General features: G+C 65.7%; 21 protein-coding genes. 6 read left to right on the top strand and 15 right to left on the bottom strand.

All coding sequences use genetic code 11. The annotated features are described in order from the left end of the window. Nucleotides 1-49 precede the first annotated feature (49 nt). Nucleotides 50-970, bottom strand: a complete 921-nt coding sequence (locus DPV74_RS06695; RefSeq protein WP_119336829.1) for an AraC family transcriptional regulator — start codon at nucleotides 968-970, stop codon at nucleotides 50-52. Nucleotides 971-1,109: 139 nt separating this feature from the next. On the opposite strand from DPV74_RS06695, the gene DPV74_RS06690 reads away from it, so the two are divergent. Next, a complete protein-coding gene (locus tag DPV74_RS06690; RefSeq protein WP_119336819.1) occupies nucleotides 1,110-2,075 on the top strand; it encodes an SDR family NAD(P)-dependent oxidoreductase in 966 nt (321 codons plus the stop codon). Between the two features lie 563 nt (nucleotides 2,076-2,638). Here DPV74_RS06690 and DPV74_RS06685 read toward each other — a convergent pair. The 10 genes from DPV74_RS06685 to DPV74_RS06640 form a co-directional block, all read right to left on the bottom strand. Continuing rightward, the gene (locus DPV74_RS06685; protein WP_027792581.1) at nucleotides 2,639-3,043 is read right to left on the bottom strand and encodes a cupin domain-containing protein; all 405 of its coding nucleotides are present in this window, start codon (nucleotides 3,041-3,043) and stop codon (nucleotides 2,639-2,641) included. A 4-nt stretch (nucleotides 3,044-3,047) separates the two neighbouring features. After that, complete coding sequence (locus DPV74_RS06680; RefSeq protein ID WP_059693446.1) at nucleotides 3,048-3,527, bottom strand: carboxymuconolactone decarboxylase family protein; 480 nt, start codon at nucleotides 3,525-3,527, stop codon at nucleotides 3,048-3,050. Between the two features lie 155 nt (nucleotides 3,528-3,682). After that, nucleotides 3,683-4,183 carry an Ohr family peroxiredoxin gene (locus DPV74_RS06675; protein WP_119336818.1) on the bottom strand — a complete coding sequence of 167 codons (501 nt, stop codon included), beginning with the start codon at nucleotides 4,181-4,183 and terminating at the stop codon, nucleotides 3,683-3,685. A gap of 295 nt (nucleotides 4,184-4,478) precedes the next feature. Next, nucleotides 4,479-4,937 (bottom strand): MEKHLA domain-containing protein, encoded by a 459-nt coding sequence (locus DPV74_RS06670; RefSeq protein WP_119336828.1) that lies wholly within the window; start codon nucleotides 4,935-4,937, stop codon nucleotides 4,479-4,481. Between the two features lie 87 nt (nucleotides 4,938-5,024). Beyond that, nucleotides 5,025-5,828 (bottom strand): lipid II flippase Amj family protein, encoded by an 804-nt coding sequence (locus tag DPV74_RS06665; RefSeq protein ID WP_027792585.1) that lies wholly within the window; start codon nucleotides 5,826-5,828, stop codon nucleotides 5,025-5,027. A gap of 220 nt (nucleotides 5,829-6,048) precedes the next feature. Next, entirely contained in the window at nucleotides 6,049-7,053 is a 1,005-nt protein-coding gene (locus DPV74_RS06660; protein ID WP_119336817.1) for a DedA family protein/thiosulfate sulfurtransferase GlpE, read from the bottom strand. 176 nt (nucleotides 7,054-7,229) lie between these two features. Then, nucleotides 7,230-8,501: a patatin-like phospholipase family protein gene (locus DPV74_RS06655; protein ID WP_119336816.1), complete on the bottom strand. Its 1,272-nt coding sequence runs from the start codon at nucleotides 8,499-8,501 to the stop codon at nucleotides 7,230-7,232. A gap of 10 nt (nucleotides 8,502-8,511) precedes the next feature. Beyond that, nucleotides 8,512-9,294, bottom strand: a complete 783-nt coding sequence (locus DPV74_RS06650; RefSeq protein ID WP_060173558.1) for a 3-hydroxybutyrate dehydrogenase — start codon at nucleotides 9,292-9,294, stop codon at nucleotides 8,512-8,514. 15 nt (nucleotides 9,295-9,309) lie between these two features. After that, on the bottom strand, nucleotides 9,310-10,089 hold the full coding sequence (locus DPV74_RS06645; protein WP_119336815.1) for an acetoacetate decarboxylase: 780 nt from the start codon (nucleotides 10,087-10,089) through the stop codon (nucleotides 9,310-9,312). 370 nt (nucleotides 10,090-10,459) lie between these two features. Further along, the gene (locus tag DPV74_RS06640; RefSeq protein WP_027792590.1) at nucleotides 10,460-11,461 is read right to left on the bottom strand and encodes a bestrophin family protein; all 1,002 of its coding nucleotides are present in this window, start codon (nucleotides 11,459-11,461) and stop codon (nucleotides 10,460-10,462) included. A gap of 224 nt (nucleotides 11,462-11,685) precedes the next feature. On the opposite strand from DPV74_RS06640, the gene DPV74_RS06635 reads away from it, so the two are divergent. Continuing rightward, entirely contained in the window at nucleotides 11,686-12,894 is a 1,209-nt protein-coding gene (locus tag DPV74_RS06635) for an NAD(P)/FAD-dependent oxidoreductase (protein ID WP_119336827.1), read from the top strand. A gap of 112 nt (nucleotides 12,895-13,006) precedes the next feature. Here DPV74_RS06635 and DPV74_RS06630 read toward each other — a convergent pair whose 3' ends face one another. Next, the gene (locus DPV74_RS06630; protein WP_027792592.1) at nucleotides 13,007-13,507 is read right to left on the bottom strand and encodes an Ohr family peroxiredoxin; all 501 of its coding nucleotides are present in this window, start codon (nucleotides 13,505-13,507) and stop codon (nucleotides 13,007-13,009) included. Nucleotides 13,508-13,799: 292 nt separating this feature from the next. Then, on the bottom strand, nucleotides 13,800-15,317 hold the full coding sequence (locus tag DPV74_RS06625; RefSeq protein ID WP_119336826.1) for a PLP-dependent aminotransferase family protein: 1,518 nt from the start codon (nucleotides 15,315-15,317) through the stop codon (nucleotides 13,800-13,802). A gap of 192 nt (nucleotides 15,318-15,509) precedes the next feature. Here DPV74_RS06625 and DPV74_RS06620 point away from each other — a divergent pair, with 192 nt between their 5' ends. Together DPV74_RS06620 and DPV74_RS06615 are read left to right on the top strand one after the other, a co-directional pair. After that, nucleotides 15,510-16,253: an SDR family oxidoreductase gene (locus DPV74_RS06620; RefSeq protein ID WP_027792594.1), complete on the top strand. Its 744-nt coding sequence runs from the start codon at nucleotides 15,510-15,512 to the stop codon at nucleotides 16,251-16,253. A 79-nt stretch (nucleotides 16,254-16,332) separates the two neighbouring features. Then, entirely contained in the window at nucleotides 16,333-17,370 is a 1,038-nt protein-coding gene (locus tag DPV74_RS06615) for a LysR family transcriptional regulator (RefSeq protein ID WP_027792595.1), read from the top strand. Between the two features lie 92 nt (nucleotides 17,371-17,462). Here DPV74_RS06615 and DPV74_RS06610 read toward each other — a convergent pair whose 3' ends face one another. Continuing rightward, nucleotides 17,463-18,767: a HipA domain-containing protein gene (locus tag DPV74_RS06610; protein WP_119336814.1), complete on the bottom strand. Its 1,305-nt coding sequence runs from the start codon at nucleotides 18,765-18,767 to the stop codon at nucleotides 17,463-17,465. Beyond that, nucleotides 18,757-19,041: a helix-turn-helix domain-containing protein gene (locus DPV74_RS06605; RefSeq protein WP_021158233.1), complete on the bottom strand. Its 285-nt coding sequence runs from the start codon at nucleotides 19,039-19,041 to the stop codon at nucleotides 18,757-18,759. The genes DPV74_RS06610 and DPV74_RS06605 overlap by 11 nt, the downstream gene beginning before the upstream one ends. Nucleotides 19,042-19,340: 299 nt before the next feature. Here DPV74_RS06605 and DPV74_RS06600 point away from each other — a divergent pair, with 299 nt between their 5' ends. Together DPV74_RS06600 and DPV74_RS06595 are read left to right on the top strand one after the other, a co-directional pair. Next, nucleotides 19,341-20,582: a DKNYY domain-containing protein gene (locus DPV74_RS06600; protein WP_059693466.1), complete on the top strand. Its 1,242-nt coding sequence runs from the start codon at nucleotides 19,341-19,343 to the stop codon at nucleotides 20,580-20,582. Between the two features lie 209 nt (nucleotides 20,583-20,791). After that, the gene (locus DPV74_RS06595) at nucleotides 20,792-22,009 is read left to right on the top strand and encodes an acyl-CoA dehydrogenase family protein (RefSeq protein ID WP_060194537.1); all 1,218 of its coding nucleotides are present in this window, start codon (nucleotides 20,792-20,794) and stop codon (nucleotides 22,007-22,009) included. The last annotated feature ends 45 nt before the right edge of the window (nucleotides 22,010-22,054 follow it).

Below are 22,054 nucleotides of genomic sequence, written 5' to 3'. Positions count from 1 at the left end.
AACGGGTTCTGGGGCGCCAACAGAGGCGGTAGCGTGCCGGGCGATGACGTTAGCCGCCCGACTCGCCCGTGATGTCATGTCGATAGGCACGAGGAGAGCAACCCACGATGCGCTTGAACGCATGTCCGAACGCGCTATCCGAGTCGTAGCCGAGCATTTGCGCGATTGCCGATATCGATGCGTTCGAGCGCCGCAGTTCCCGCATCGCGAGCTGCACGCGCCAGCGCAGTACGTACTCGAGCGGCCCGAATCCCAGCCGCCGCTTGAAGTGCAGCGCGAACGTCGAACGCGATACGTGGCAGCAGGTCGCGAGTTCGTCGACCGTCCAGCGTCGCGCGGGCTGCGCATGAATGGCGACAAGCGCCGTGCTCACCCGGGAGTCCGCGAACCCGGCAAGCCATCCGACATCGCTGTTCGCGCCGTCGTCCACGTAGCGGCGCAGGATCTCGACCAGCATCATGTGGCCGAGATGCCGAACCATCAGCGACGCCCCCGGCGATGGTTTGCCGAATTCATGTGCGAGCCGCTGCAGCGCCCAGCGCAACACCGCCGCCTGCTCGGAGTCGCCGCTCACGATCACCACGGGCGGCAGGCTGCCAAGCAGCAGCGGCATGCCTTCCTCGTACGAGAAGCGACCACCGATCAGAAAGCAGTTCGCCGGTTCGCCATAGTGCGCGATGCCGTGTTCGACGTTCCGGTACACGTCGGCGGCAGGGACCGGCGTAACCGATGGATCGCTCGCCAGCGAAAATGCCCGCGGCGATGCGAGCAGGAAGCAGTCTCCCGTGCGCAGCCGGATCGGCGCCCCGGCGCCGTCGACGGTCAGCCAGCAACTTCCCTCGACAACCGCATTGAACTTGATTCCCTCGGGCGGGGGAATGGCAACCGCCCACTGGCCGCCTGCTCTCAGGCCGGTGAAATACGAGTCGCGCGTTTCCAGCAGCGACAGCACTTCCGACAGGGGATCCACGTTCAAGCTCCGGACGATCTCGACGAAAAATCGGATTCTATTGCATTCACAGTCCGGGGGCGCCGCCGGACAATGGCCTCGTGCAGTGACGCGACCGACAGGCGGGCGCGTGCTTCACGCATCGTTCCAGGAGCCTTCGATGACGAGCAGGCAACACCCCCTTCATTCCGGATTCGGCGCAGCATCGACAGCAAGCGACGTACTGGCCGATCTCGACCTTCGTGGCAAGACCGCCATCGTCACGGGCGGCCATTCGGGTCTCGGCCTGGAAACGACGGTCGCACTGGCGCGGGCCGGTGCGACCGTCGTCGTCGGCGCACGGGGCATCGATGCCGCGCGCGAAGCAACGCGCGGCATCGACGGTGTGGAGATTGCGGCACTCGACCTCGCCGATCTCGCGAGCGTGGCCACGTTCGTGGCGCGGTTCGTCGATGGGCAGCGCAACGTGGACATCGTCATCAACAGCGCGGGCATCATGGCGTGCCCGGAGACACGCGTCGGCGATGGCCGGGAAGCGCAGATGGCCGTCAATCATCTTGGCCATTACGCGCTCGTCAACGGGCTGTGGCCCGTGCTCGCGCATGGCGGCGGCGCCCGCGTGGTCGCGGTGTCGTCGCTCGGGCACCGGCTGTCGCCGATTCGTTGGGATGACGTCCAGTTCGCACACGGCTACGACAAATGGCTCGCGTACGCGCAGTCGAAGACCGCCAATGCGCTGTTCGCGGTGCAGCTCGACGCGCTGGGCGCCCCGTTCGGCGTCCGCGCCTATTCGCTGCATCCGGGCAAGATCGCGACGCCGCTGCAGCGTCATCTGACACGTGAAGAGATGATGGCGCAGGGCTGGGTGGACGAGCACGGTGTGCCGGTCGATCCGACTTTCAAGACGCCGGCCCAGGGTGCCGCAACCCAGGTATGGGCGGCAACGTCGCCGCGCCTTGCGGCGATCGGCGGTATCTATTGCGAGGATTGCGACGTCGCGGTCGTCACGCAGGGAAACGAGGAATTCGGCGTGCGGCCGCATGCGATCGATCCGGATGAGGCGGCGCGTCTGTGGGCGTGGTCCGCGAAGCTGACCGGAATCGATGCCTTTGCGGCGAGCCGCTGACGCCCGAGCGCGTATGAAGGAGGGCACAGGCACCGGCGGAGACAGGGCATGCGGCCGGCGCGAGATCCGCGCGCGGCCACTTGGTCACGCGTCGCGCGAAGCGCGCGGCTCATCTCCGCGATCGGTATCGCGGAAAGCGAGTCGGGGTTCGAGACAAGTGCATCGAAGGTTGATGCGAGTTGGCTGATCGCGAAGCTCGAGAGGGCGATTGATTCCAGTCAAGAGGGGGCAGTTCACGGCGGCCGATTGCCGCCGAGAACACAGTGCATATATCAGGGGGCGGTAAGCAAGATCGGGCCGGTGGTCGCATCCGCCGTGTCAACTGGGTCAGGTTCCGACGCCACCGCGGTGCGCCGGCGCCCGATCGGGCGATCGCCCGTCGCGTATCCGTTCAAGTCGCCCGATCGCCTTAGCGTGGCCTCGAACACGAATCAATCCGCTGCTGGCTGCCGATCCGAAGTGGATCGAGTCGTCGCCGTACACGAATCACATGGGCTCGACGCACTGTCGCGATTGAAACCGGAGAAGCGGCCCGGCATTGCCGGGCCGCGACGACGATTACCTTACTTCACGGGGGTGAGGACCGGCGCGCCTTTGTTCTTGATCAGGAACACGACGAATTTTGCCGGCTTCGTGCTGCTGGCATTTCGCCCGACCGTGTGGACGTCCTCCGGGCCTTCGTGGAACGTGTCGCCGGCATGGAGCGTGACCTCCTTGCCGCCGTTCAGGCCCATCACGATGCTGCCGTCGAGCACGTAGACGAACGCGTGCGCGTCGTGACGATGAACGGGGTCGACGCTGCCGGGCGGATAGTCCACGACGATCATCTGGACTTCCTTGCCCGGATACTCGGGCAACGGCTCCGTGGTCAGCGGCGTGACCTTCGCTTGTGGCGCGGCGACGGCCGGCTGAACGGCCATCAGCAGCGACGATACCAGCGGCGCGAGTACGAGCATGATGCGTTTCATGTCGTCACTCCAGGTTGGCCTTGTCGAGCCCGAACATCTTGTCGAACGATCCCGGCACGATACGGAATGCGACATTCAGCCGGTTCCAGCTATTGATGGCGCCCACGAGGACGGTGAGATCCGACAATTCCTGCTCGGAATAGTGTTCCCGTACGCGTGCATAGAGATCGTCCGGCACGCCATGCGCAGGGAGGCGGGTCAGTACCTCGGTCCATTCCAGCGCGGCGCGCTCGCGGGGTGAAAACAGCGTCGATTCGAGCCAGATCGCGACGTGATGCAGGCGCAATTCACGCTCGCCATGAATCTTTGCCATCTTGATGTGCATGTCGACGCAGAATGCGCAGCCGTTGAGCTGCGATGCCCGGATCTCGACGAGCTCGCGGACCGGCGCCTCGATCGTCGTCTTCTGAAACAAGCCGTCCAGCTCGATGAGCTTCCTGACCAGTTCCGGCGATTGCTGAAAGTAGTTGATACGTTGCGTCATGATCTGTTCTCCTGATCGGTTGAAGCGGTGCCGTGGGCGCGTCGGATGGCGATTCGCCGCAGCACCTGCCCGGCAACCATCGTAATCGTGCGTCCCGGGAGCTAGTAGTGCCGGCAAGGTGCGCACTCTGTTGCCGCTTCCGAACCAATCGCCCATCATGCCGACACGGCGATGAAGCCGCATATGCCTTGTCGTGCCATCTTCGTATAAGGACAGAGACGTTCCGTGTCGCGTACGAGACTTTCCGCGACGGGCAACTCGACACCCGGCATGCGGACGGTGACGTTGGCAACCAGCGCATATCCGCCATCTACCGGATCGCGGCCGAACGAGACTTCGACGGTGACGGTCGTCTCCCGGATATCGACCCTTGCGCGTTGCGCCAGCAGGCTCAGCGCGCCGTGAAAGCACGCGGCGTAACCGGCGGCAAAAAGCTGCTCGGGATTGGTGCCGCCGCCCGGGCCGCCCAGTTCGGCGGGCACGCGCAGATCGAGGACGAGACTGCCGTCGTCGGATTTCGCGACGCCCGATGCACGGCCGTGCCTGGATGTGCCGCCAGAGACCGTGACCGTGGTCGTGTAGAGCGGGGCGAATTCCTTCCCGCGGTATTTGTCGAGCAGTGTCAGCGGCGGAGGTTGCAACCTCTCGTTCTCCATATGCCTCCCGGTTGCCGGTATGGCCAACGCGAGCGGCTCTCGAACCTTGGGTATCGAGGCGATGCGTTGTTCTTCGAAGCGAATCAGCGCAACGGCGCAGCGCTTGCCTGCCAGTCAATCCCCACGAGTGCCATCCCGTCGATGGACCACACGTACTTGCATGCTAGGCAAAGACGAGCCGACGCACCAGATCGACTCGGGATGCATGGTGTTGCCCGGTCCGCACCAATGCAGTCGATGGAAGGGTAGGGCGTGCAGGGCGGCCAGACCCTGGTCCAGACACCGGGTCGTCCGATCAGATGTCACGCGTGCGCGGGATGACAACCGCCTGGCCGTGCAGTGTGCCGTCGGCGTCGAGCAGTTGCCACAGCGTGGCTTCCTCGATCATGAAGCGCTGGCCTGACTTGGTGACCCGCACGCCCTTGTAGCCCGTCTCGTAGCCGAGCCGCTGTACGCGTGCGAGGAATTGCTGCCGCTCCTCGCGATTCGGGGCTTCTGCTGAGAGTCGGGACGGCAGTCGGGTGATTTCATCCCAGCTGTACCCGAACCGGCGCTGCGCGGCCTTGTTGCCGTAAATGAAGACCGGGTCGGGATCGGTGTTGTGCGCGAGTACCGCAAACGGCGCACGCTCATAGAGCCATTCGGTAGCTTCGTCCACGTGCATGGCCTGAGGCACCAGGGGGCGGCCAAGCAGCCGGGCGTAGCTGTCGGCAAGGAGCTGATAGAACGCTGGATCGCGATGGAGTGGAATCATCTGGGACATCTCGGCGGAGATTGTGTGGTCCGTCTGCGCGACTGCGAGGGTGCTTACGATACAGCATCTGCAGACGACCATTCCTGGTTAAATGATTTCCGCGACACGGACAATGACCAACGCCGCCGGAACGAGCGCCGCCTGAGCGCACAGCGTGCCGAGAACTCGCGCACCGGCGAGCGTCGTGATGGCCCGCCGGAAGCTGTTTTCCGATATCCGGCCTTCGATGACATCGTCGGTCATGACAGAAACCTGCGGGTCGATGACGACGGCCAGCACCACGGTCGCGAAGCCGTTGATGACGGACGACAGGTTCGCGCATGTCACCCTCAGGTCGGGTTTCAGGTAACCCGCATATAGCGACGCGAACACACCGACCGTCCAGATCGCCATGGCTGCCACGTTCAGCACGATGACTTTCCAGGACACGCCGGTGCTCGCGGTCAGTTGCGTGACGTTGTGGCGGGAAGGCAGTCGTGCGCCGACGCGAAGATAGTTGACGCCGGCGCGACTGCAGGCGTCGACCAGCAGCCGCGGAATCGAACGATTCACCTGGAAATGTTCGACGGCGCGGCTGAAATAACGCTGGAAAGTCGGGATCAGGAATGCGCCGGCAATGCTCGCCACGGTGGCGCTCAGCAGGAAGAGCCGAAAATCGGTGAGCAGCCCGCTGCCCATCCGATGCGCAATATCCATTTCGACCCGTTTCGCGATGAACGGCCCCTGAAAGGAGTTGGCCGTCCGGGAAACCAGCGCGATGATCCCGAACAAGGAAAACGACAAGGCGATCCGGCGCGTTCGAACGCCGGCGATCCGCACCGCATAGGCCAGTGTCGCGATCACATGGATGACGAATGTAAGCCCGCAAATGATCCAAAGCTGACTGTCCATGCTGTGACGGCGCGTGTGGCGGAGGCATGAGTGTACCCGAGCAAAGTACCGGCCCGGTTGTCGCGAGGCGCGCAGTCGCGGGAGCGCGAGGCCCGGTTCGTCGAGGATCGGGGCGGGGACGCGCGAAGCCGGGGCAGCAAGAGTCGTGATGCCGATTCGGTCGTCCGCCGCACGAGCAGGGCGATACGCGCTGCTTCGGCGCATGAAGGCGCCATGGCAGTCATTGCGTGAAAAGCTGCTGCCCGGCGGCGCCGATTGCCGTGTCGTTCATCGCGATCATCGGTTCCACGTCGAAACCCGCGACACGCCATGCCTCGATGCCGCCGGTGAGCGGCAATGCAAGCTTGACGCCGGACAGCCGCAGCTGCCTGGCCACCGACGCAGCAGACGCTTCGTGCGGACACGCACAATAGATGACCAGCGTCCGGTTCGTTCCATAACGCTCCATGATCTGGCGGGGCTGGCGTTCATCGGCGATCAGCGCGCCCGGAATGACAAACGGATCGCGCGTTCTCCATTCGGCGGAACGGATATCGATCACGGCCGGCCGCGGCTTGTTCGCGAGCAACGCATGTAATTCGCCCGCGCTGATCCGCGCCTTCCCGAGCGCATTTGCCATCATCTGCCTGCGGCAGTAGCCATACAGAAAGTACAGCACCGGGGCGATGCCGATCACGACGAGCGCTTGCCAGCCGAGCCGGGCGACAGTCGCGAAGATCGCATCGATCTGCGACGCGAACAGCGTGCCGATGGCGAGGCCGATCGATGCCCACAGTGCAATGCCGGCGCAATCGTGCAGGACGAAGGCGCGCACCCGGACGGCCATCGCACCGCAGAGCGGAACAGCAACGAGCGAAAGGCCGGGTACGAACCGCGCAACGACGAGCACGCGAACGCCCCAGCGCCCGAAAAAGCGCTCGGTCGTCGTGACGCACGCTTCGCGCGACGGCGACAGGCCGCAGACGGTGTGAAGCGTGCGCTTGCCGTACCGTTTGCCTCCCTGGAACCAGACCAGATCGCCGAGCAGGCCGCCGATCACGGCGGCACCCAGTATCGTCAGGAAATGCAGCAGCGTCGACGACCCGACATGCGTGACGAGCGCGGTGCCCGCGCCTACCGTGATCAACGTCGGTATGGCCGGCAACGGGAGGCCGAGCGAAGACCCGAGCACGTTCAGGAATACGACCCATGTGCCGTACCGCGCGATCAATTCATGCGACATCATGATGCTCTCCTTGAGGCTGCCGCGTAGCCTGTTCCGAAGGCCGGCCGCGGCGCCGCCTGATCCGGTCTTGCAGGGCGGATACGTCGAGTCGGGGGCAGTACCGGCCGGGTCGCTCGTCACGCGATGCGGGCGCTTGAACGACCGCCTTGCTGCCCCGTGGCGGGTGTCGACGCGCGTTACCTGGCGACGGACGATTCCTGCTCCGGCGAATGTTGCCGTGCCGGCAACGCAACCTTGCCCGACCAGCCGGGTTCGTCGACGTCCTGCCGATAGCGGTGCACGTCCCGCGTGACGAAGCCGATTTCCCGGCTCGGAATCTCGAACCACTCCGGGTGCCCGAACGTACGGCGAATATCCTCGAGGCCGCTTGCCCAATGCTCGCGCATCGTGTCCTTGCTGAACTCGTAGTCCTTGTAGTGCCCCTCGAACGTCTTGTTCTTGTAGATCAGGTGCACGACGTTCACGGCGCTGCCGTCCGCCGTTTTCTGCGCATCGCGCAGCAGCGGGTGGGCAAGCCGAACGTGTTCGGGAATATGTTCGAGCAACGCCTTGATCATCTGGGCGTGCTTTTGGTTCTGCGACATGAACGCGGTGATGGCGCGCGTGCGGCTCGAATACTGAATGTCCTTGGTCCGCTCGCTGACGTCGAGAAAATCGCCCGGCAGCTTGCCTCGCGCGCTCCACAGGTCGAGCTGGAACACGAGCGTGTCCTTGTGCTGGCTTTCCCGGATGATCTCGGTGAGCGGCGTGTTGGACACCAGGCCGCCGTCCCAGTAAAACTCGCCGTCGATCTCGACGGCGGGAAAGCCCGGCGGCAGTGCGCCCGACGCGATGAAATGCTCCGGCGCCAGACGCATTTTCGAATTGTCGAAATAGACGAGATTGCCTGTTCGCACGTTGACCGCGCCGACGGAGACGCGAATGTTCCCGTCGTTGATGCGATCGAAGTTCGCGTACCGCAGAAGCGTGTCGCGCAAAGCCGACGTGTCGTAATAGCTGACCTGGTCGGGACGCTTCCTGCCGAATCCGGCGAAAGGCGCATGCATGCGCGGAGCGAAGAATCCGCCCTGGCCTTCGATCAGTGTGCGCGTGGCGGCCCATGCGCTCGACCACCTGCGCCCCACGTCTTCAAGCCCCGGCCAAGCCGACAGGTAGGCGCCGACGTGCGAGAGCGGGTCGGTCGGCTGGCTGACGGTGTTCCAGAAGCCGCGCAACGCTTCCGTGCGATCGGCAGGCGCGTTGCCCGCGATGATCGCGGTATTCAGCGCGCCGATCGAGACGCCGGCGATTTGCGTCGGTTCCACGCCGACCTCGGCCATGCCTTCATAGACGCCGGCCTGGTATGCGCCCAGGGCGCCGCCGCCCTGCAGCACGAGCCCGATTTCGTCATAGGCGGGGAGCTCGATCCGATGGGGCTGCTTCAGCTTGTTTCGCTGGCTCGGTTGCATGGTGTTCTCCTTACTGCATGAACCAGCCGTGGCTGACCACGATCGATTGTCCGGTGAGTGCGTTCGATTCGAAGCCGGCCAGGAACGCGACCGTGTTCGCGACGTCGGCCACCGACGTGAATTCGCCGTCGACCGTTTCCTTCAGCATCACGTCCTTGACGACCTGCTGTTCCGAGATGCCCAGGACTTTCGCCTGCTCGGGAATCTGCTTGTCGACCAGCGGGGTCCTGACGAAGCCCGGGCACACGACGTTCGCGCGGATGCCGCGCGACCCGCCTTCTTTCGCGACGACGCGCGCGAGGCCGAGCAACCCGTGCTTGGCGGTCACATAGGCGGACTTCAGCGGCGACGCTTCGTGCGAATGCACCGAGCCCATGTAGATCACCGAGCCGCCCTTGTTCGACGCGTACATGTGCCGCAGCGCGGCGCGGGTCGTCAGGAATGCCCCGTCGAGGTGAATGGCCAGCATTTTCTTCCAGTCGGAGAACGTGTAGTCCTCGATCCGGTTGACGATCTGGATGCCCGCATTCGACACGAGCACGTCGATGCCGCCCAGCCGGTTCACGGTGTCGGCCACGCCCGCATCGACGGCTTCCTCGCTGGTGACGTCCATCGCGACCGCCGATGCTTTCCCGCCGCCGGCGACGATGTCGTCGGCGACCTGTCGTGCCGCCGCGAGATTGAGGTCGGCGATCACGACCGTCGCGCCGTCCGCCGCGAGCTTGCGCGCGCACATTTCGCCGATACCGCTTGCTGCGCCCGTTACGAGCGCGACCTTGTCATTCAGTGCCATATGTCCTCCGGGAGCTTACTGGTTGACCGCGAGCTTCAACGGCTCGGCGGGGGCGAGGTAGTCATGGGCGACTTCGCCGATATCGAGTGTGAGATTCGCCATGACGTGACGCGCGCCGATCACCTTGCGAACCGGCAGTTCGGCAACCGATGCGAGCGCATGCGGCCGCAGCTCGAGCGCGGCAGGCCCCTCCCATGCGCCGATCACGTCGACGTCGCGCAGGAAGAAACGCACCAGTTCGCAGATGCGCGCCGAGCCGTCGACGTGCGGAATGACCTTGAGCAGATAGTTGGGCGTGTCGGCGAGCTTGCGGCGCTCCGCTGCCGTGTCGAGCGCGCGGTACTTGTAACCCATCGTGCCGGTGGCGATGCGCTGCGTGCCGTAGTCGAGCGTGCCGAGCAGCGTGTCCTTGCCGTCGATGCAGAGCCTGGGCGAGGCCAGTTTCTTCGGAAATCCCCAGATCTCCCGTCCGGCTGCGATCGGGCCTTCGTCGTCGAGGTACATCGAGTGCGTGAAGTTGGCCCGGTTGCCGTCCGCGTCCAGAACGGAGATCACCTGACCGCTTTCCGTGTAGTCGCCGAATCCCGACGAATCGGGCATGCGGATGAACTCGTAGTGAACGACGGCATGGTCGACCGTCAGCGGTGCCGGCACGACGGCACGGAGGGCATCCAGGTCCGTCTCATACGAGATGATGAAGTACTCCCGATTGACGAAGCGGAAGGGCGGACGCGGATACGCCGGGTTGGGGACGGGCATCGCGAACGCTTTGCTGCGGATATCTTCTTCTGTCACGGATCGTTCCTCGGTAGGTGAGGTGCCGGGGGCACCCGTCGCGACGGCGTTTGCCGTCGCGACCAATGACGCGTGAAGACGCGACGCGGCGCGGATTCGCCACGTGGTTTCGCGCGTTGCGCTTGCGGTGTCGTCCCTGTGCTCCGGAACGCATCGGGCAGTATGTACGGCCACCGTCAGCGCCAAGCGTAGGCGATGTGGCCGCGCGTCAGTAGCGCCGCGAAGGACCTCACCATGTTGTCTCGGCGACAACAATCGACGAAAGGAGGATTGCCCGGCAGGGAACGCCGTGCGGCCCGAACGACGGGATCGACGGCGGCACGTGCAGCGTGAATTCGCGTCGAGCGGCGTCGGAAAGGCGCCGAACGCCCTATAGCGCGATGATCGTGCGGCTCGACGATTCGCTTTCGTGTTCTCCGAGCATCGCCTTCAGGTCGCGTTCGATCGTGCTGCACAGCGTTGAAATGGGCACATCGTTCGCACCGCCTTCAAACGGATTCTCGGTGCTTTCGCCCACCTGTTCGAGCGACGTATACATCCACGAAACGGCGACGCTGCACGGCACGACCAGCCATACCATGTTGCCGTGCATGAAGCCGCTCACGCTGTCGTTCAACCGATTGAATTCGTTCAGAAGACCGAACGGAAGCGAAAGGCAGAAGAACCGCACGAACAGCGAGCTGACGGTCGCGTACTGACGCGGATAGGGGAAGTTCTTGAATCGCTCCGACCTCGACTGGAGATCGACGAAGTCCCCGATCGTTTTTTGAAGCTCCATGTAAAAACCCGAATTCAGCTGGCCGGCCAGGTAAAGCGTCTTGAGCGACGTACCTTGAAGGCTCAGCACGCATGTCGTGATGGAGGAGGACGACAGCGCCTGCGCCGTTTCCGCGGGAGACAGGTATTGGGGTAGCAATTCCCTGATGTCCTTTTCCCATTCGGGAACACGATAGAAGCGGCGGTACTCCGCGTTGTAGCGTTTGGTCGTGCTTTCCCAGACCCGCGGGCGACGCAGGTCGTATCGCAGCGCGGTCAGCCAGGCGAGGTGGCGGTATACCAGCTTTCGGGCAACTTCTTCATCCGCGACGAAGTCGCGCGCAATTTGTCCCCAGCGGCGGCTCTTGCTCAGGATGCCGGTCCAGATTTCGAGCGCGTCCGCTGCACGGTTGTACGTCTGGACGTTCTTGAAGCCGACGATGAACGACGTCGCGGTGCCGAGGAGCACCACGATCGTCAGGGGGATCGACAGCCACGTGATCGAAAAGAACTTGTACAGCACGACCGGAACGGAACCGAAAATGAGCAGCTCGTAGATCTTCCAGCGCGTCCAGATCAGGAATTCCGATAGCTTGTACGATCTTCCGAGATGCATTTCATTTGCCTCATCGACGATTCAGGTGGGTGACGAAAGGGGCGGCAACGCACGTACTTCGCCGCACATCATGCCTGCGATCGATTCCGGTGACATGCGATCGATTGGTGCCGCGAAGGCAACATCGTGAGCACGGTTGCGGATCTACTGCACGCGGCCGCATCGCCCTACGATGATTTCGCGCGGCGGATGGCCGCTGTCGACATCAACCGAGGGCAATGATCATGTCGCAGAAAATCCTGATAGTGGGTGCCGGTTTTGCCGGCGTGTGGGGCGCACTGGGCGCGGCTCGCGTGCTGGACAGTGCCGGCGTCACGGGCAGTGACGTTGAAATCACGCTGGTTTCCCCGAAGCCGGAATTGCAGATCCGGCCGCGGTTGTACGAAAGCGGGCCGCAGCAAATGGCCGCGCCGCTGCTGCCGCTGCTCGATGCCGTCGGCGTGAAATTTCTCGAGGGCAGTGTCGAGGAGATCGACGTTCGCGAGAAGACGGTCGGTGTTGCTTGCGCCGACGGCGAGAAGCGCCTGATCGCGTATGACCGGCTGTTGCTGACCAGCGGCAGCAAGCTGAGCAGGCCGCCGGTGCCGGGGCTCGCGGAACACGCGTTCTCCGTCGACTGCATCGAGGACGCGGTCGCACTCGACGCGCACTTCGCGACGCTCGCGAAACTGCCGGAATCGCCGGCACGCAATACGGTCGCGGTGGTCGGCTGCGGCTTCACGGGTATCGAGGTCGCCACCGAGTTGCCCAAGCGATTGCGCGAGTGGTTTGGCCCGGATGCGAAGAGCCGTGTCGTCGTGATCGGCGCGCAGGACGACATCGGTCCCGATCTCGGGCCCAATCCTCGCCCGTACGTCGCTGAAGCCTTCGATTCGCTGGGCGTCGAAGCCGTACTCGGTTCGCGTGTCGTGTCGATCGCGGCCGACGGCGTTCGCACCGCGTCGGGCACGCATATCGAGGCGATGACCGTGATCTGGGCAGGCGGAATGCGTGCCAGCCCGCTCGCGGCGCAAGTCTCGTCGCATCTCGACGCGCTCGGACGTGTCGCGGTCACGGCCGATCTTCGGGTCGCCGACGCACCGCACGTGTTCGTGGCGGGAGACGTGGCGCGGGCACGGTGCGACGACGACGGGCACGATGCATTGATGTCGTGCCAGCACGCGATCGTGATGGGGCAATTCGGCGGACACAACGTCGCCGCGGATCTGATCGGTGTGCCGACGCTGACGTACCGCCAGCCGTTCTATGCGACATGCGTCGACCTTGGCGAGTGGGGCGCTGTCTACTCGGAAGGCTGGGATCGGCAGATCAAGCTGACGCACGCGGAAGGAAAGGCGCGCAAGCAGATGATCAACACGCAGTGGATCTACCCGCCGGCGCCGAATCGCGCCGACGCGCTGGCAGCGGGCAATCCGCTGGCATCGTTCGGCTGATCGGTCGGCGCCCCGCGCGTGTCACGAGATGCGCGGCGGGGCGTGCAGTCACGCGGCGGCGGCTGAAGGGTGTCGGCGAACAAGACGCCGCCGCGGCACGCAAGGCGTCGATTCAGTCGACGACGGTCATGATGTTGACGGTGCCTTGCCGCGCCATCTTTGCATACGGGCACAGGCGCTCGGCGGTGCGGACCATTTCCTCCGCGAGGCTGCGATCGACGCCAGGCATCCGCACCCGAACGTCGACGAGCAATGCAAAGCCACCGTCCATCGGGTCGCGGCCGAACGACACCTGCACTTCCACGGCCGTATCGGGGGCCTCCATTTCGGCGCGTTTCCCGAGCAGATTGAGCGCGCCGTGGAAGCACGCGGCGAACCCTGCCGCGAACAACTGCTCCGGATTGGTCCCGTTGCCGGGCCCGCCGAACTCGGCGGGCAGGCGCAGGTCGACCGCGAGATTGCCGTCGTCGGAGCGGGCCACGCCGGATGCGCGGCCGTGTCCCGTCTCGCCGCCGGAAACGGTGACGGTCGTCGTGTAAAGGGGTTGAAAGTCACGGCCCCGATACCTGTCGAGGAGAGACAGCGAGGGGGCCTGCAGCTTCTTGTCATCCATGATGCTTGCTCGAGTTCAGCGACGCGCTTCGACGGTCGAAACGTCTTGCGAAGGGGGCTGCACGCCCCACGCGAATTGCGTCTGCCGCGAATGGTGGGTGTCGAGCGATCGTATGACGAATACGGCAATCGCCCGGTGCAGCCTGATTCCTGGTTCGTCCACGAAAGAACGACGTTTCCATGCTAGAGGCGTGCACATGGCGGCGGTATAGCCGTTCAGGGCGATTGTCTGTTTCCCGTCGGACACCAATCCGGAACCCGGCGCGACGGGCGCAGCCGCGAATTTCCGTGCGTCAGCGGTCCAGGCACGCGCGCAGCGTGTGCGCGTGACGGTGCGCTTCGGCCGCATCGACGATGTTCGCGAACCCGATGACGAGCCCGCGCGGCGTCTGCCGCGTGTGGCTGTTCGTATACCAGATCGAGAGCGGCAGGATCGCAAGGCCCGCTTCGCGGGCGCGCGCGGCAACGGCGACGTCGTCGACCGGCCCGTCGGGCCCGTCCGGGAACTGCACCGCGAACTGGATTCCGCCGGGCGGCAGCTCGACGATCAGCCGCTCGCCGAATGCCTGCCGCAATGCGTTCACGATCAGCGTGCGCCGCTCGCCGTACAACGCACGCATGCGCTTCAGGTGCCGGGCAAAGTGCCCCTGTTCGATGAAATCCGCCAGGGCGGCCTGCAGCAGGGTCGGCGAGCCGGCATTCATGCTGCATGCGACGCGGTCGACACGCTCTACCGCGCGCTCGGGCACGACCGCGTAGGCGAGCCGCAAACCGGGATACATCGCCTTGCTGAAGGTACTGCAATAGATCACGTGATCCCGGCTGTCGAGACTCTTCAGCGCCTGCAGCGGGCGGCCGAGATAGCGAAACTCGCTGTCGTAGTCGTCCTCGACGATCCAGCCCGACGTCTTTTCCGCCCAGTCCAGCAGCGCGATGCGCCGGGCAAGCGACAGGGTGTGCCCGAGCGGGCTCTGATGCGACGGCGTCACCAGCGCGAAGCGCGCGTGCGCGTCGAGCTGCTTGCCGCGCTCGACGTCGATGCCCTCGGCGTCCACCGGTACCGGAACGAGCTGCACACCGGTCTCGGACAGGAAGGTGCGGGCCAGCAGGTAGCCGGGATCCTCGAACCATACGCGATCGTTCGGCCGCGCGAGGCTGCGCAGCACGAGTTCCAGCGTGGCGCGATAGCCACCGGTGACGAACACCTGTTCCGGCACGCAGGTGACGCCGCGCGACAAGCCGAGATAGGTGGCGATGTGCTCGCGTAGCGGCCGGTAGCCGGCCGGATTCGGGTAGCCGAGCAACGCGCGTTCGGCGCTGCGTGCACGTTGAGACACGAGCCGGTGCCACACCTTGCGCGGAAACGCGTCCAGTGCGGGGAGCCCCGGTTGCAACGGGCGCGGCTCGCCGCTCAGCGCGACCGCGATCGGCTGTGGGCGGCGCGGAGGCGGAAGCTCGCGCGACTTGCCCGGCACCCGGAGAGGGGCGTCGTCGGGGCGCCATGCCTGCTCGTCGCCGCGCGCGGGCGTCGGCCGCGTCAGCGATTTCGGCAGGGACGGCGAGACGAACGTGCCGGCCGCGCCGCGCATTTGCAGATAGCCCTCGTCGACCAGGATCGTGTACGCCTGCTCGACGGTGCCGCGCGCCGTGTTCAGCTGCGTCGCGAGGCCGCGCAGCGCGGGCACGCGGTCGCCGGGGCGCAGATGGCCCGCCGCGATCGCGGTTCTGAATCGCTCGCAGATCTGCAGGTAGATCGGCAACTGATGGTGCCGGTCGATTTCGATGGTCAGGGCGGGCGTTTGGGCGGGCATCACGGTCTCGTGGGCGACGGGAGCGGACGGCATGGACCAGTCCGATCGACGATTCTTGGCACTGATGGATAGGACATGATTCTTCCACAATTGCGCCATGCGATGCGACGGTCATGACCGTTTTCATCGGAGGCGGCGAGCGTCACACGCCGCGCGCGTTCCAGGAAAACCCTTTCGTCAGGAGATTTTGCGATGAAGATCGTTGTCATCGGTGGTTCGGGCCTGATCGGCTCACGCGTCGTCACGTTGCTCGGCGAGGCAGGGCACCAGGCGCTTGCGGCGTCGCCGCGCACCGGCGTCAATTCCATCACGGGCGAAGGCCTGACCGACGCATTGACGGACGCCGACGTCGTCGTGGACGTCGCGAACGCGCCGTCATGGGAACCGCAGGCGGTGCTGGATTTCTTCCGCACGTCGGCCCGCAATCTCGGCAAGGCCGAAGTGGCCGCAGGCGTGCGCCATCACGTCGCGCTGTCGATCGTCGGCTGCGACCGGATGCCGGAGAACGGCTATTTCGCAGCCAAGGTCGCGCAGGAACAGGCAATCGAGGCGGCCGGCGTGCCGTACACGATCGTGCGTGCCACGCAATTCATGGAGTTCATCGGCGGCATTGCGGATTCCGGCACCGAAGACGGGACCGTGCGCATCGGCGACGGACTGTTTCAGCCGATTGCCGCGGAAGACGTCGCGGCGCTGCTCGCGCAGATCGCGCTGGCCGGGCCGCTGAACGGCACGGTCGAGATCGCGGGACCGGATCGCGCGCCGTTCGCGGAGATCGTCGCGCGCTACCTGAAGTCGGTCGGCGACACGCGTGCGGTGGTGACCGATCGCGAGGCCCGCTATTACGGCGGCCGTGTCGAGGAACGATCGCTCGTGCCGCTCGGGGCAGCGCGGCTCGGCACCATCGGCCTGGACCGGTGGCTCGCAGGAAGCTGATTCGCGTGTCGAAGGTGGGGGGCAGGCGTACGCCTGCGACGGGCAATCGGGATGGGCGGGATGTCTGGGGGCAGCGGAAATGAATCGATCGGATACGTCGGAGCACGGCGTTCGTCGCGACTTGCCAGGGCGCGCCGACGCATTGTCGGCCAGCTTCGGTGCAAGCTACGCGGGCATCCTTGCGTTCGTCGCGGTGGCGAGCGAGGGGAGCTTTACCAAGGCCGCCGAACGTCTCGGCGTCGGTCGGCCGGCCGTGAGCCGCAACGTCCAGAAGCTGGAGGCGCAGTTGAGTACGCGGCTGTTCCAGCGGACCACGCGCATGACGGAACTGACCTGCGAAGGCCAGCGATTCTTCGAGAACTGCCACCAGGGCGTGGCGCAGATCGTCGAAGCCATGAACGACATGCTGGAACTGCGGGAGGGGCCGCCGCGCGGCCTCATCCGGATCAGCTCGGCGGTGGGTTTCGGCCGGAAGATCGTTGCGCCGCTGCTGGAAACGTTTGCGAAAGCCTACCCCGACATCGTCATCGATCTGCTGCTCGACGACCGGCCGGTCGATCTGGTATCCGAACGAATCGACGTGTCGTTCCGCAATGGACGCATCGAGGATTCGAGCATCATCGCCCGGCAACTGATTCCGATGCAGATGGCGCTCTGCGCGTCGCCGTCGTATGTGGCCGCGCACGGCCTTCCGCAGAGTCTGGAGGATCTGGGCCGGCACGAGTGCATCAACTTTCGTTTTGCGAGCGGCCGCATATTCGAATGGGAGTTCAACGTCGACGGCCGCGTGCAGAAATACCTGCCGAAGTCGAGGCTGACGTTCAACGACGCGGACCTGGTGCTGCGTGCGGTCCTGAACGGTTCGGGCATCGCGCAGATGGCGGGTTACCAGATCCGCGACCATATCGCTTCGAGCGAACTCGTCGTCGCGCTGGCGCAGCATGTGCCGGAAGATCGCGGCCACTATATCTGCTATCTCAGCCGGCAACATCTTCCGACGCGCATTCGTATCTTCGTCGACTTCATGACCGAGCAGATACGCGCGCTCGACCTGAACTGCATGACCCGGTTCAATCCGGATGTCGCGGTTGCGTCGCCGACCGGACTCGCGGCGTGACGCGCCGGTGAAGGGCATTCACCACGGGCCGGGGCCGGTTCGTCAGGCATCGGCCGCGGTGAGCGGACGGCACGCGACCCGCACGCGGCCGCTTACCCGCGCCCCTGCCGCAGCGCGCGGCCCATCTCCGCGATCGGCATCGAGACGATCGAGTTCAGCAGGCGCATTTCCCCGGCGTCGGGGCGCGCGACCTCGCGCACTTCGTCGAGCGTTTGCGCGACGCTGCGATCGAGCGGTTCGAGAAAGCGCCGCAGCTCGTTTTCGGCTGCCTTCTCCCTGAGCCCGAGCGCGTGGCCGAACGCGATCAGCGCGCCCAGGTCGATGTCGGCGAAGCGCGCCGCCGCGCCGAGCGGCATCGTCAGTTCGCAGTGCGGCCAATGATCGCCGCGATGATCGGGCCGGTGCGTGGGCGTGTGATAGACGACCGTGCTGACGATGTCGTAAAACGGCGCGAGCCGGTAGCCGCGCGCGTCGACGAAGAACGACAGGTTCTTCAGGTGTGCGTCGCCGTTGCCGACCACCACGTTGAAGATCGTCCAGCGGAACACCGACAGGCGCGCCAGCGCGCGCGTGCTGGTCTGCCCGATCGCGCGGCCGAGTTCTTCCGCGTTCGCGCGCTGGTACTTGAAGCCGCGATCGTAGTTCAGCAACTGCATCGCATCGATCGTATGCAGCCGTGCGGCCGGCTCCGACGCGGTATCGCGGTCGAAACGGTCGATCACGTAGCACGCGGACGGCGCGCGCAGAAAGTGCACGTCGGGCACGTCGAGGCCCATCCGCTTCGCGAGCTTCATGCAGAAGAACTCGTTGATCGCCGAATGCGGATAGCCGGCGGCGCGCATGTCCGGTTTCAGCAGATGCATCGACGGTTCGCTGCCGACCGGCTCGAACAGCGTGTAGTCCGGCGCGTCGCCGCGCAGGATCAGCAGCAGCTTCTGCTGCGCGCCGGCCGCCGACATGCGCTTGGGCGCGGTGGCCGTCAGCGCGCGCTCGGGCATCGCCTGGATGCGGCGTTCGAGTTCGTCGAGCGGGAGCGGCTGCATGCTGCCGGCCGCTTCCTGCTCGCCTTCCGCGAGCAGCGTGAGCGCGCCGGCCGATTCGCGCCCGAAGTACGCGAGCAGGCCCCACGCGTCGGCGGCGTCGACCCTGGCCTCGCGCGCAAGCGACGTGCGCATGCCTTCTTCCGGCAGCAGGTTGTCGAAGAACCACTGGACCGGGCGATCGGTCGAGGTATCGGTGAAGGTGCCGGCGCGCAGCGGGAAGGCGGGGGACAGCGGGTACGCGCGTGGCGATGCCAGCCACTGTGCGTCGTACGTGAACGACCAGACGCCTTTGTCGTCGGTCAGCGCGCCCATGCGCAACCCGTTCGCGGAGGCGATCAGCGTTCTACTCGCCATGGCGGCTCCTGCGGCGTTGCGCGGCCTTCAGCACGTTTGCCGCCGAAATCTCGATGGACGATTGCGCGAGCAGGGTGATGCCCAGTTCGCCGAGCAGCAGCAGGATCTTGCCGACCTGCGCGGTGGGCTTCCCGGCCTCCACCTGGCTGATGAATTTCGGCGAAAGCCCCGTGGCGTTCGCGAGTTCGTCCCGCGTAAATCCCTGCTGGAGCCGTGCCGCGCGGATGAGGTTGGCGAGTGCGCCGATCGTGCCGACGGGCAGGATCTCGTGCATGACGTCCTCCGTGCTTCGTATCTGATCGGGAACAGTATTGCACAACTCGTTGGCGCAGGCATCAATTCGTATCCGAACGGAAACGAATTGATCGTGCCGGCAACGGAATGCCCGTTTCGTTCCCGATCGGGAACCGGATGCGGTGAAATGACGATCGTCGACGTGTTCGTATCCGGGCGGATACGCGATGGATCGACCGAATGTCCCGAAGGAGGCCGGGGCAGCGCACGTCGGCATGGTTAGAATGACCGCCGCACGTCCGTTCATTCCGTGGCCCGTCACCGGGTCGACACGCGCCCATGACCTTGCAAGAACTCGAAAAACTGATGCGAAGCCTGTTCGAGGATGAGAGCCTCGACATCGTCCGTGACACCAGCTACAGCCTTTCCTTCGTCGTGCCCGGCAAGGTCCGGGACGTCAAGGCCGCGCTGCTCGCGCGCACCGACCCGGCCGGATGGGACGGCGAGGCGATCCACTGGTTCTACCGGTGCGACGACGAGGACTGGGCGCTGTATCTGCGCTCGGTTCCGCATTCGGTGTACTGCATCGCGACCGTGCAGTCGCTGCATGCGCGCCACATGCAGCAGTACGAGGATGCGGCGCGGGTCACGCCGGAGCAGCAGGCCATCTACGACGCCGAGGAGGCGCAGCGCCGTGAGGAGGCGGAAGCGCGGCGGCGGCGCGACACGCGCAACGAGCCGCTCGCCCCGCTCGGCGGGCCGTTCCACAGCGATGGCGAACGCGTCTGGGCCCGCACCGGCAGCGGGCATCAGTATCGCGCGCTCAACAACTTCGATCTGGGCAGCTTCCGGCACCTGGTCGACCACTTTGCCGTCGATGCGTCGGGGCTGCGCTACTACGCGGGCGGCGCCGCGTTCAGCTACGACGACGCAGGCGAAGGGCTCGTTGCCGACGGCGATGCCGCCACGCTGGAACCCCTGGGCGGCGGCTGGTATCGCGATGCACGGCAGGCTTACCACGTCGAGCGCGACATCCACGATCCCGATCGCGGCCCATGCCGCCTGACCGTCGTCAAGGCTGACGTGGCCAGCCTGACGCATATCGGCGGCGCGTACGCGCGGGATGCGAAGCACCTGTTCTGCGCCGGTGTGCGCAAGCGCGGCATCGACGATCCGGCCGGCGTGGTGAGCCTCGGCTACCGGTATGCGCGGCTCGGCGCGCAGATCCTTTACGACGGCAAGATCGTGACGAAGCCGGGGCGCGTCGACGTCGAGACCGCGCGCGGCGTCTTTCACGACATGCTGATCGACGCCGACGGTCACGTGCTGTGGGGGAAGAACTACCGCAAGCCGTTGCCGGGGATCGACGCACGAAGCCTGCGCTTTCTGAACTGGGCCTTTGCGGTCGACGACCAGCGCGTGTACTACCGCACCAATACGAACCTGGCCGTGTGCGAGGGCGTCGACCGTGCGAGCGTGGAGGTCGTGCCGCCGATCCGCATCCGCGACAAGCACGGACTGATCGACATCCGGTATCCGGAGGGCATCGTGCGCGTACCCGACCCGTCGACGGAATCGTGACGGTCGCCACGCGCGACCGTGCCGCGCCGGGGCATCGCGCGATGGCGCGCGACCATTCCCGGCACACGCATAACAAAAGCTGAAATCGGCTTTTCACGCACACCGGGGGCGTCCCTATACTTTGCGGTGCCGTATGTGCGCCGGTTCGCGGATGCCGCGATCGCACCGCGCAGCGGCATTCCCGAACCTCTCGTACAAGGAACCGCAGAATGACCGCCCGTGATGCCGTCGATCCGCGCGACGCGTTGCGCGACGCGCTCGCCGCACTGCCCGATCTCGCGACCGCGATCGGGCAGGATGCCGCGCAACGCGAGGCGCGTCGCGAGTTGCCGTTCGACGGCTTCGCACGCTTCCGGCGCTCGGCGCTGGGCGTGCTGCGGATTCCGGTCGCGCGCGGCGGCCTCGGCGGCACGCTGGTCGACCTGTTCGACACGATCGCGACGCTGGCCGCCGCCGATTCGAATCTCGCGCACGCGCTGCGAATCCACTACGACCAGACCGAGACGCTGCGGCTGTCGCCGCGCACGCCGTTCAACGACGTGCAGCTCGAGCGGGCACTGGCCGGCGCGATCTTCGGCGGTGCGTCGACCGAGCGCGGCACGTCGCGGCCGGGCGAGAACACCACCGTGCTGCGCCGGGACGGCGAGCACTATCGCGTGACGGGGCGCAAATACTATTCGACCGGCACCGCGTTCGCCGATTTCGCGCGCATCAACGTGGAGAACGAGCAGGGCGACGCGGTCGCCGTGATCATTCCCGTCGCGCGCGACGGCGTGCGGGTGCTCGACGACTGGGACGGCATGGGCCAGCGCATGACCGCGAGCGGCAGCCTGCTGCTCGACGACGTGCAGGTGTTCGCGGACGAAGTGGCCCCGCGCGACGGCTCGACGCTCGTCGGCCGCCATTGCGGCGCGCTGCGCCAGCTGCATCTCGTCGCGACGGGCGCGGGCATCGTGCGCAACGTGGTTGCCGATGCGCGTCGTTATGTGCTCGCGCACGGCCGCCCGGTGCTGCACAGCCCGGCGCCGACCGCGCGCGACGATCACTTCATCCAGCAGGTCGTCGGCGAACTGTCCGCGCACAGTCACGCGATCGACGCGCTCGTGCGCGAAAACGCGCGGGCGCTCGACCGTTCCGCCGACGCGATCGAGGCCGGCGATGCCGATGCGGATGCACGCGTGCTCGACAGCGCGCTCGCAACCGCGCGTACGCAGCTCATCGTCAGCAAGCTCGCGCTGCACGCGGCCGAGCGGCTGTTCGAAGTCGGCGGGGCATCGGCGACGGCGCGCGAACACAACTTCGACCGGCACTGGCGCAACCTGCGCACGATCTTCAGCCACAACCCGCTGCTGCACAAGGCGCGCGTGATCGGCGACTACGACCTGAACGGCGTGACGACGCACCTCACCGAAGGCCGCGTGTTCTGACCCGGCCGTGTCGAAACGGTGAGTGCCGCGGCGGGCGATGCGTCC

The sequence above is a fragment of the Burkholderia sp. HAN2018 genome (assembly GCF_024704855.1).
GTDB classification, from domain to species: Bacteria; Pseudomonadota; Gammaproteobacteria; order Burkholderiales; family Burkholderiaceae; genus Burkholderia; species Burkholderia cepacia.
This window is presented reverse-complemented; position numbering and strand designations above follow the sequence as displayed.

Excerpts from the sequence above, each read along its gene's own strand:
- DPV74_RS06600 (WP_059693466.1), top strand. The coding sequence starts at position 19,341 with ATGACCTTGCAAGAACTCGAAAAACTGATGCGAAGCCTGTTCGAGGAT.
- DPV74_RS06685 (WP_027792581.1), bottom strand. The coding sequence starts at position 3,043 with ATGAAACGCATCATGCTCGTACTCGCGCCGCTGGTATCGTCGCTGCTG.
- DPV74_RS06625 (WP_119336826.1), bottom strand. The coding sequence starts at position 15,317 with ATGCCCGCCCAAACGCCCGCCCTGACCATCGAAATCGACCGGCACCAT.
- DPV74_RS06605 (WP_021158233.1), bottom strand. The coding sequence starts at position 19,041 with ATGCACGAGATCCTGCCCGTCGGCACGATCGGCGCACTCGCCAACCTC.
- DPV74_RS06630 (WP_027792592.1), bottom strand. The coding sequence starts at position 13,507 with ATGGATGACAAGAAGCTGCAGGCCCCCTCGCTGTCTCTCCTCGACAGG.
- DPV74_RS06635 (WP_119336827.1), top strand. The coding sequence starts at position 11,686 with ATGTCGCAGAAAATCCTGATAGTGGGTGCCGGTTTTGCCGGCGTGTGG.
- DPV74_RS06690 (WP_119336819.1), top strand. The coding sequence starts at position 1,110 with ATGACGAGCAGGCAACACCCCCTTCATTCCGGATTCGGCGCAGCATCG.
- DPV74_RS06675 (WP_119336818.1), bottom strand. The coding sequence starts at position 4,183 with ATGGAGAACGAGAGGTTGCAACCTCCGCCGCTGACACTGCTCGACAAA.
- DPV74_RS06615 (WP_027792595.1), top strand. The coding sequence starts at position 16,333 with ATGAATCGATCGGATACGTCGGAGCACGGCGTTCGTCGCGACTTGCCA.
- DPV74_RS06660 (WP_119336817.1), bottom strand. The coding sequence starts at position 7,053 with ATGATGTCGCATGAATTGATCGCGCGGTACGGCACATGGGTCGTATTC.
- DPV74_RS06610 (WP_119336814.1), bottom strand. The coding sequence starts at position 18,767 with ATGGCGAGTAGAACGCTGATCGCCTCCGCGAACGGGTTGCGCATGGGC.
- DPV74_RS06640 (WP_027792590.1), bottom strand. The coding sequence starts at position 11,461 with ATGCATCTCGGAAGATCGTACAAGCTATCGGAATTCCTGATCTGGACG.
- DPV74_RS06655 (WP_119336816.1), bottom strand. The coding sequence starts at position 8,501 with ATGCAACCGAGCCAGCGAAACAAGCTGAAGCAGCCCCATCGGATCGAG.
- DPV74_RS06665 (WP_027792585.1), bottom strand. The coding sequence starts at position 5,828 with ATGGACAGTCAGCTTTGGATCATTTGCGGGCTTACATTCGTCATCCAT.
- DPV74_RS06595 (WP_060194537.1), top strand. The coding sequence starts at position 20,792 with ATGACCGCCCGTGATGCCGTCGATCCGCGCGACGCGTTGCGCGACGCG.
- DPV74_RS06650 (WP_060173558.1), bottom strand. The coding sequence starts at position 9,294 with ATGGCACTGAATGACAAGGTCGCGCTCGTAACGGGCGCAGCAAGCGGT.
- DPV74_RS06670 (WP_119336828.1), bottom strand. The coding sequence starts at position 4,937 with ATGATTCCACTCCATCGCGATCCAGCGTTCTATCAGCTCCTTGCCGAC.
- DPV74_RS06620 (WP_027792594.1), top strand. The coding sequence starts at position 15,510 with ATGAAGATCGTTGTCATCGGTGGTTCGGGCCTGATCGGCTCACGCGTC.
- DPV74_RS06680 (WP_059693446.1), bottom strand. The coding sequence starts at position 3,527 with ATGACGCAACGTATCAACTACTTTCAGCAATCGCCGGAACTGGTCAGG.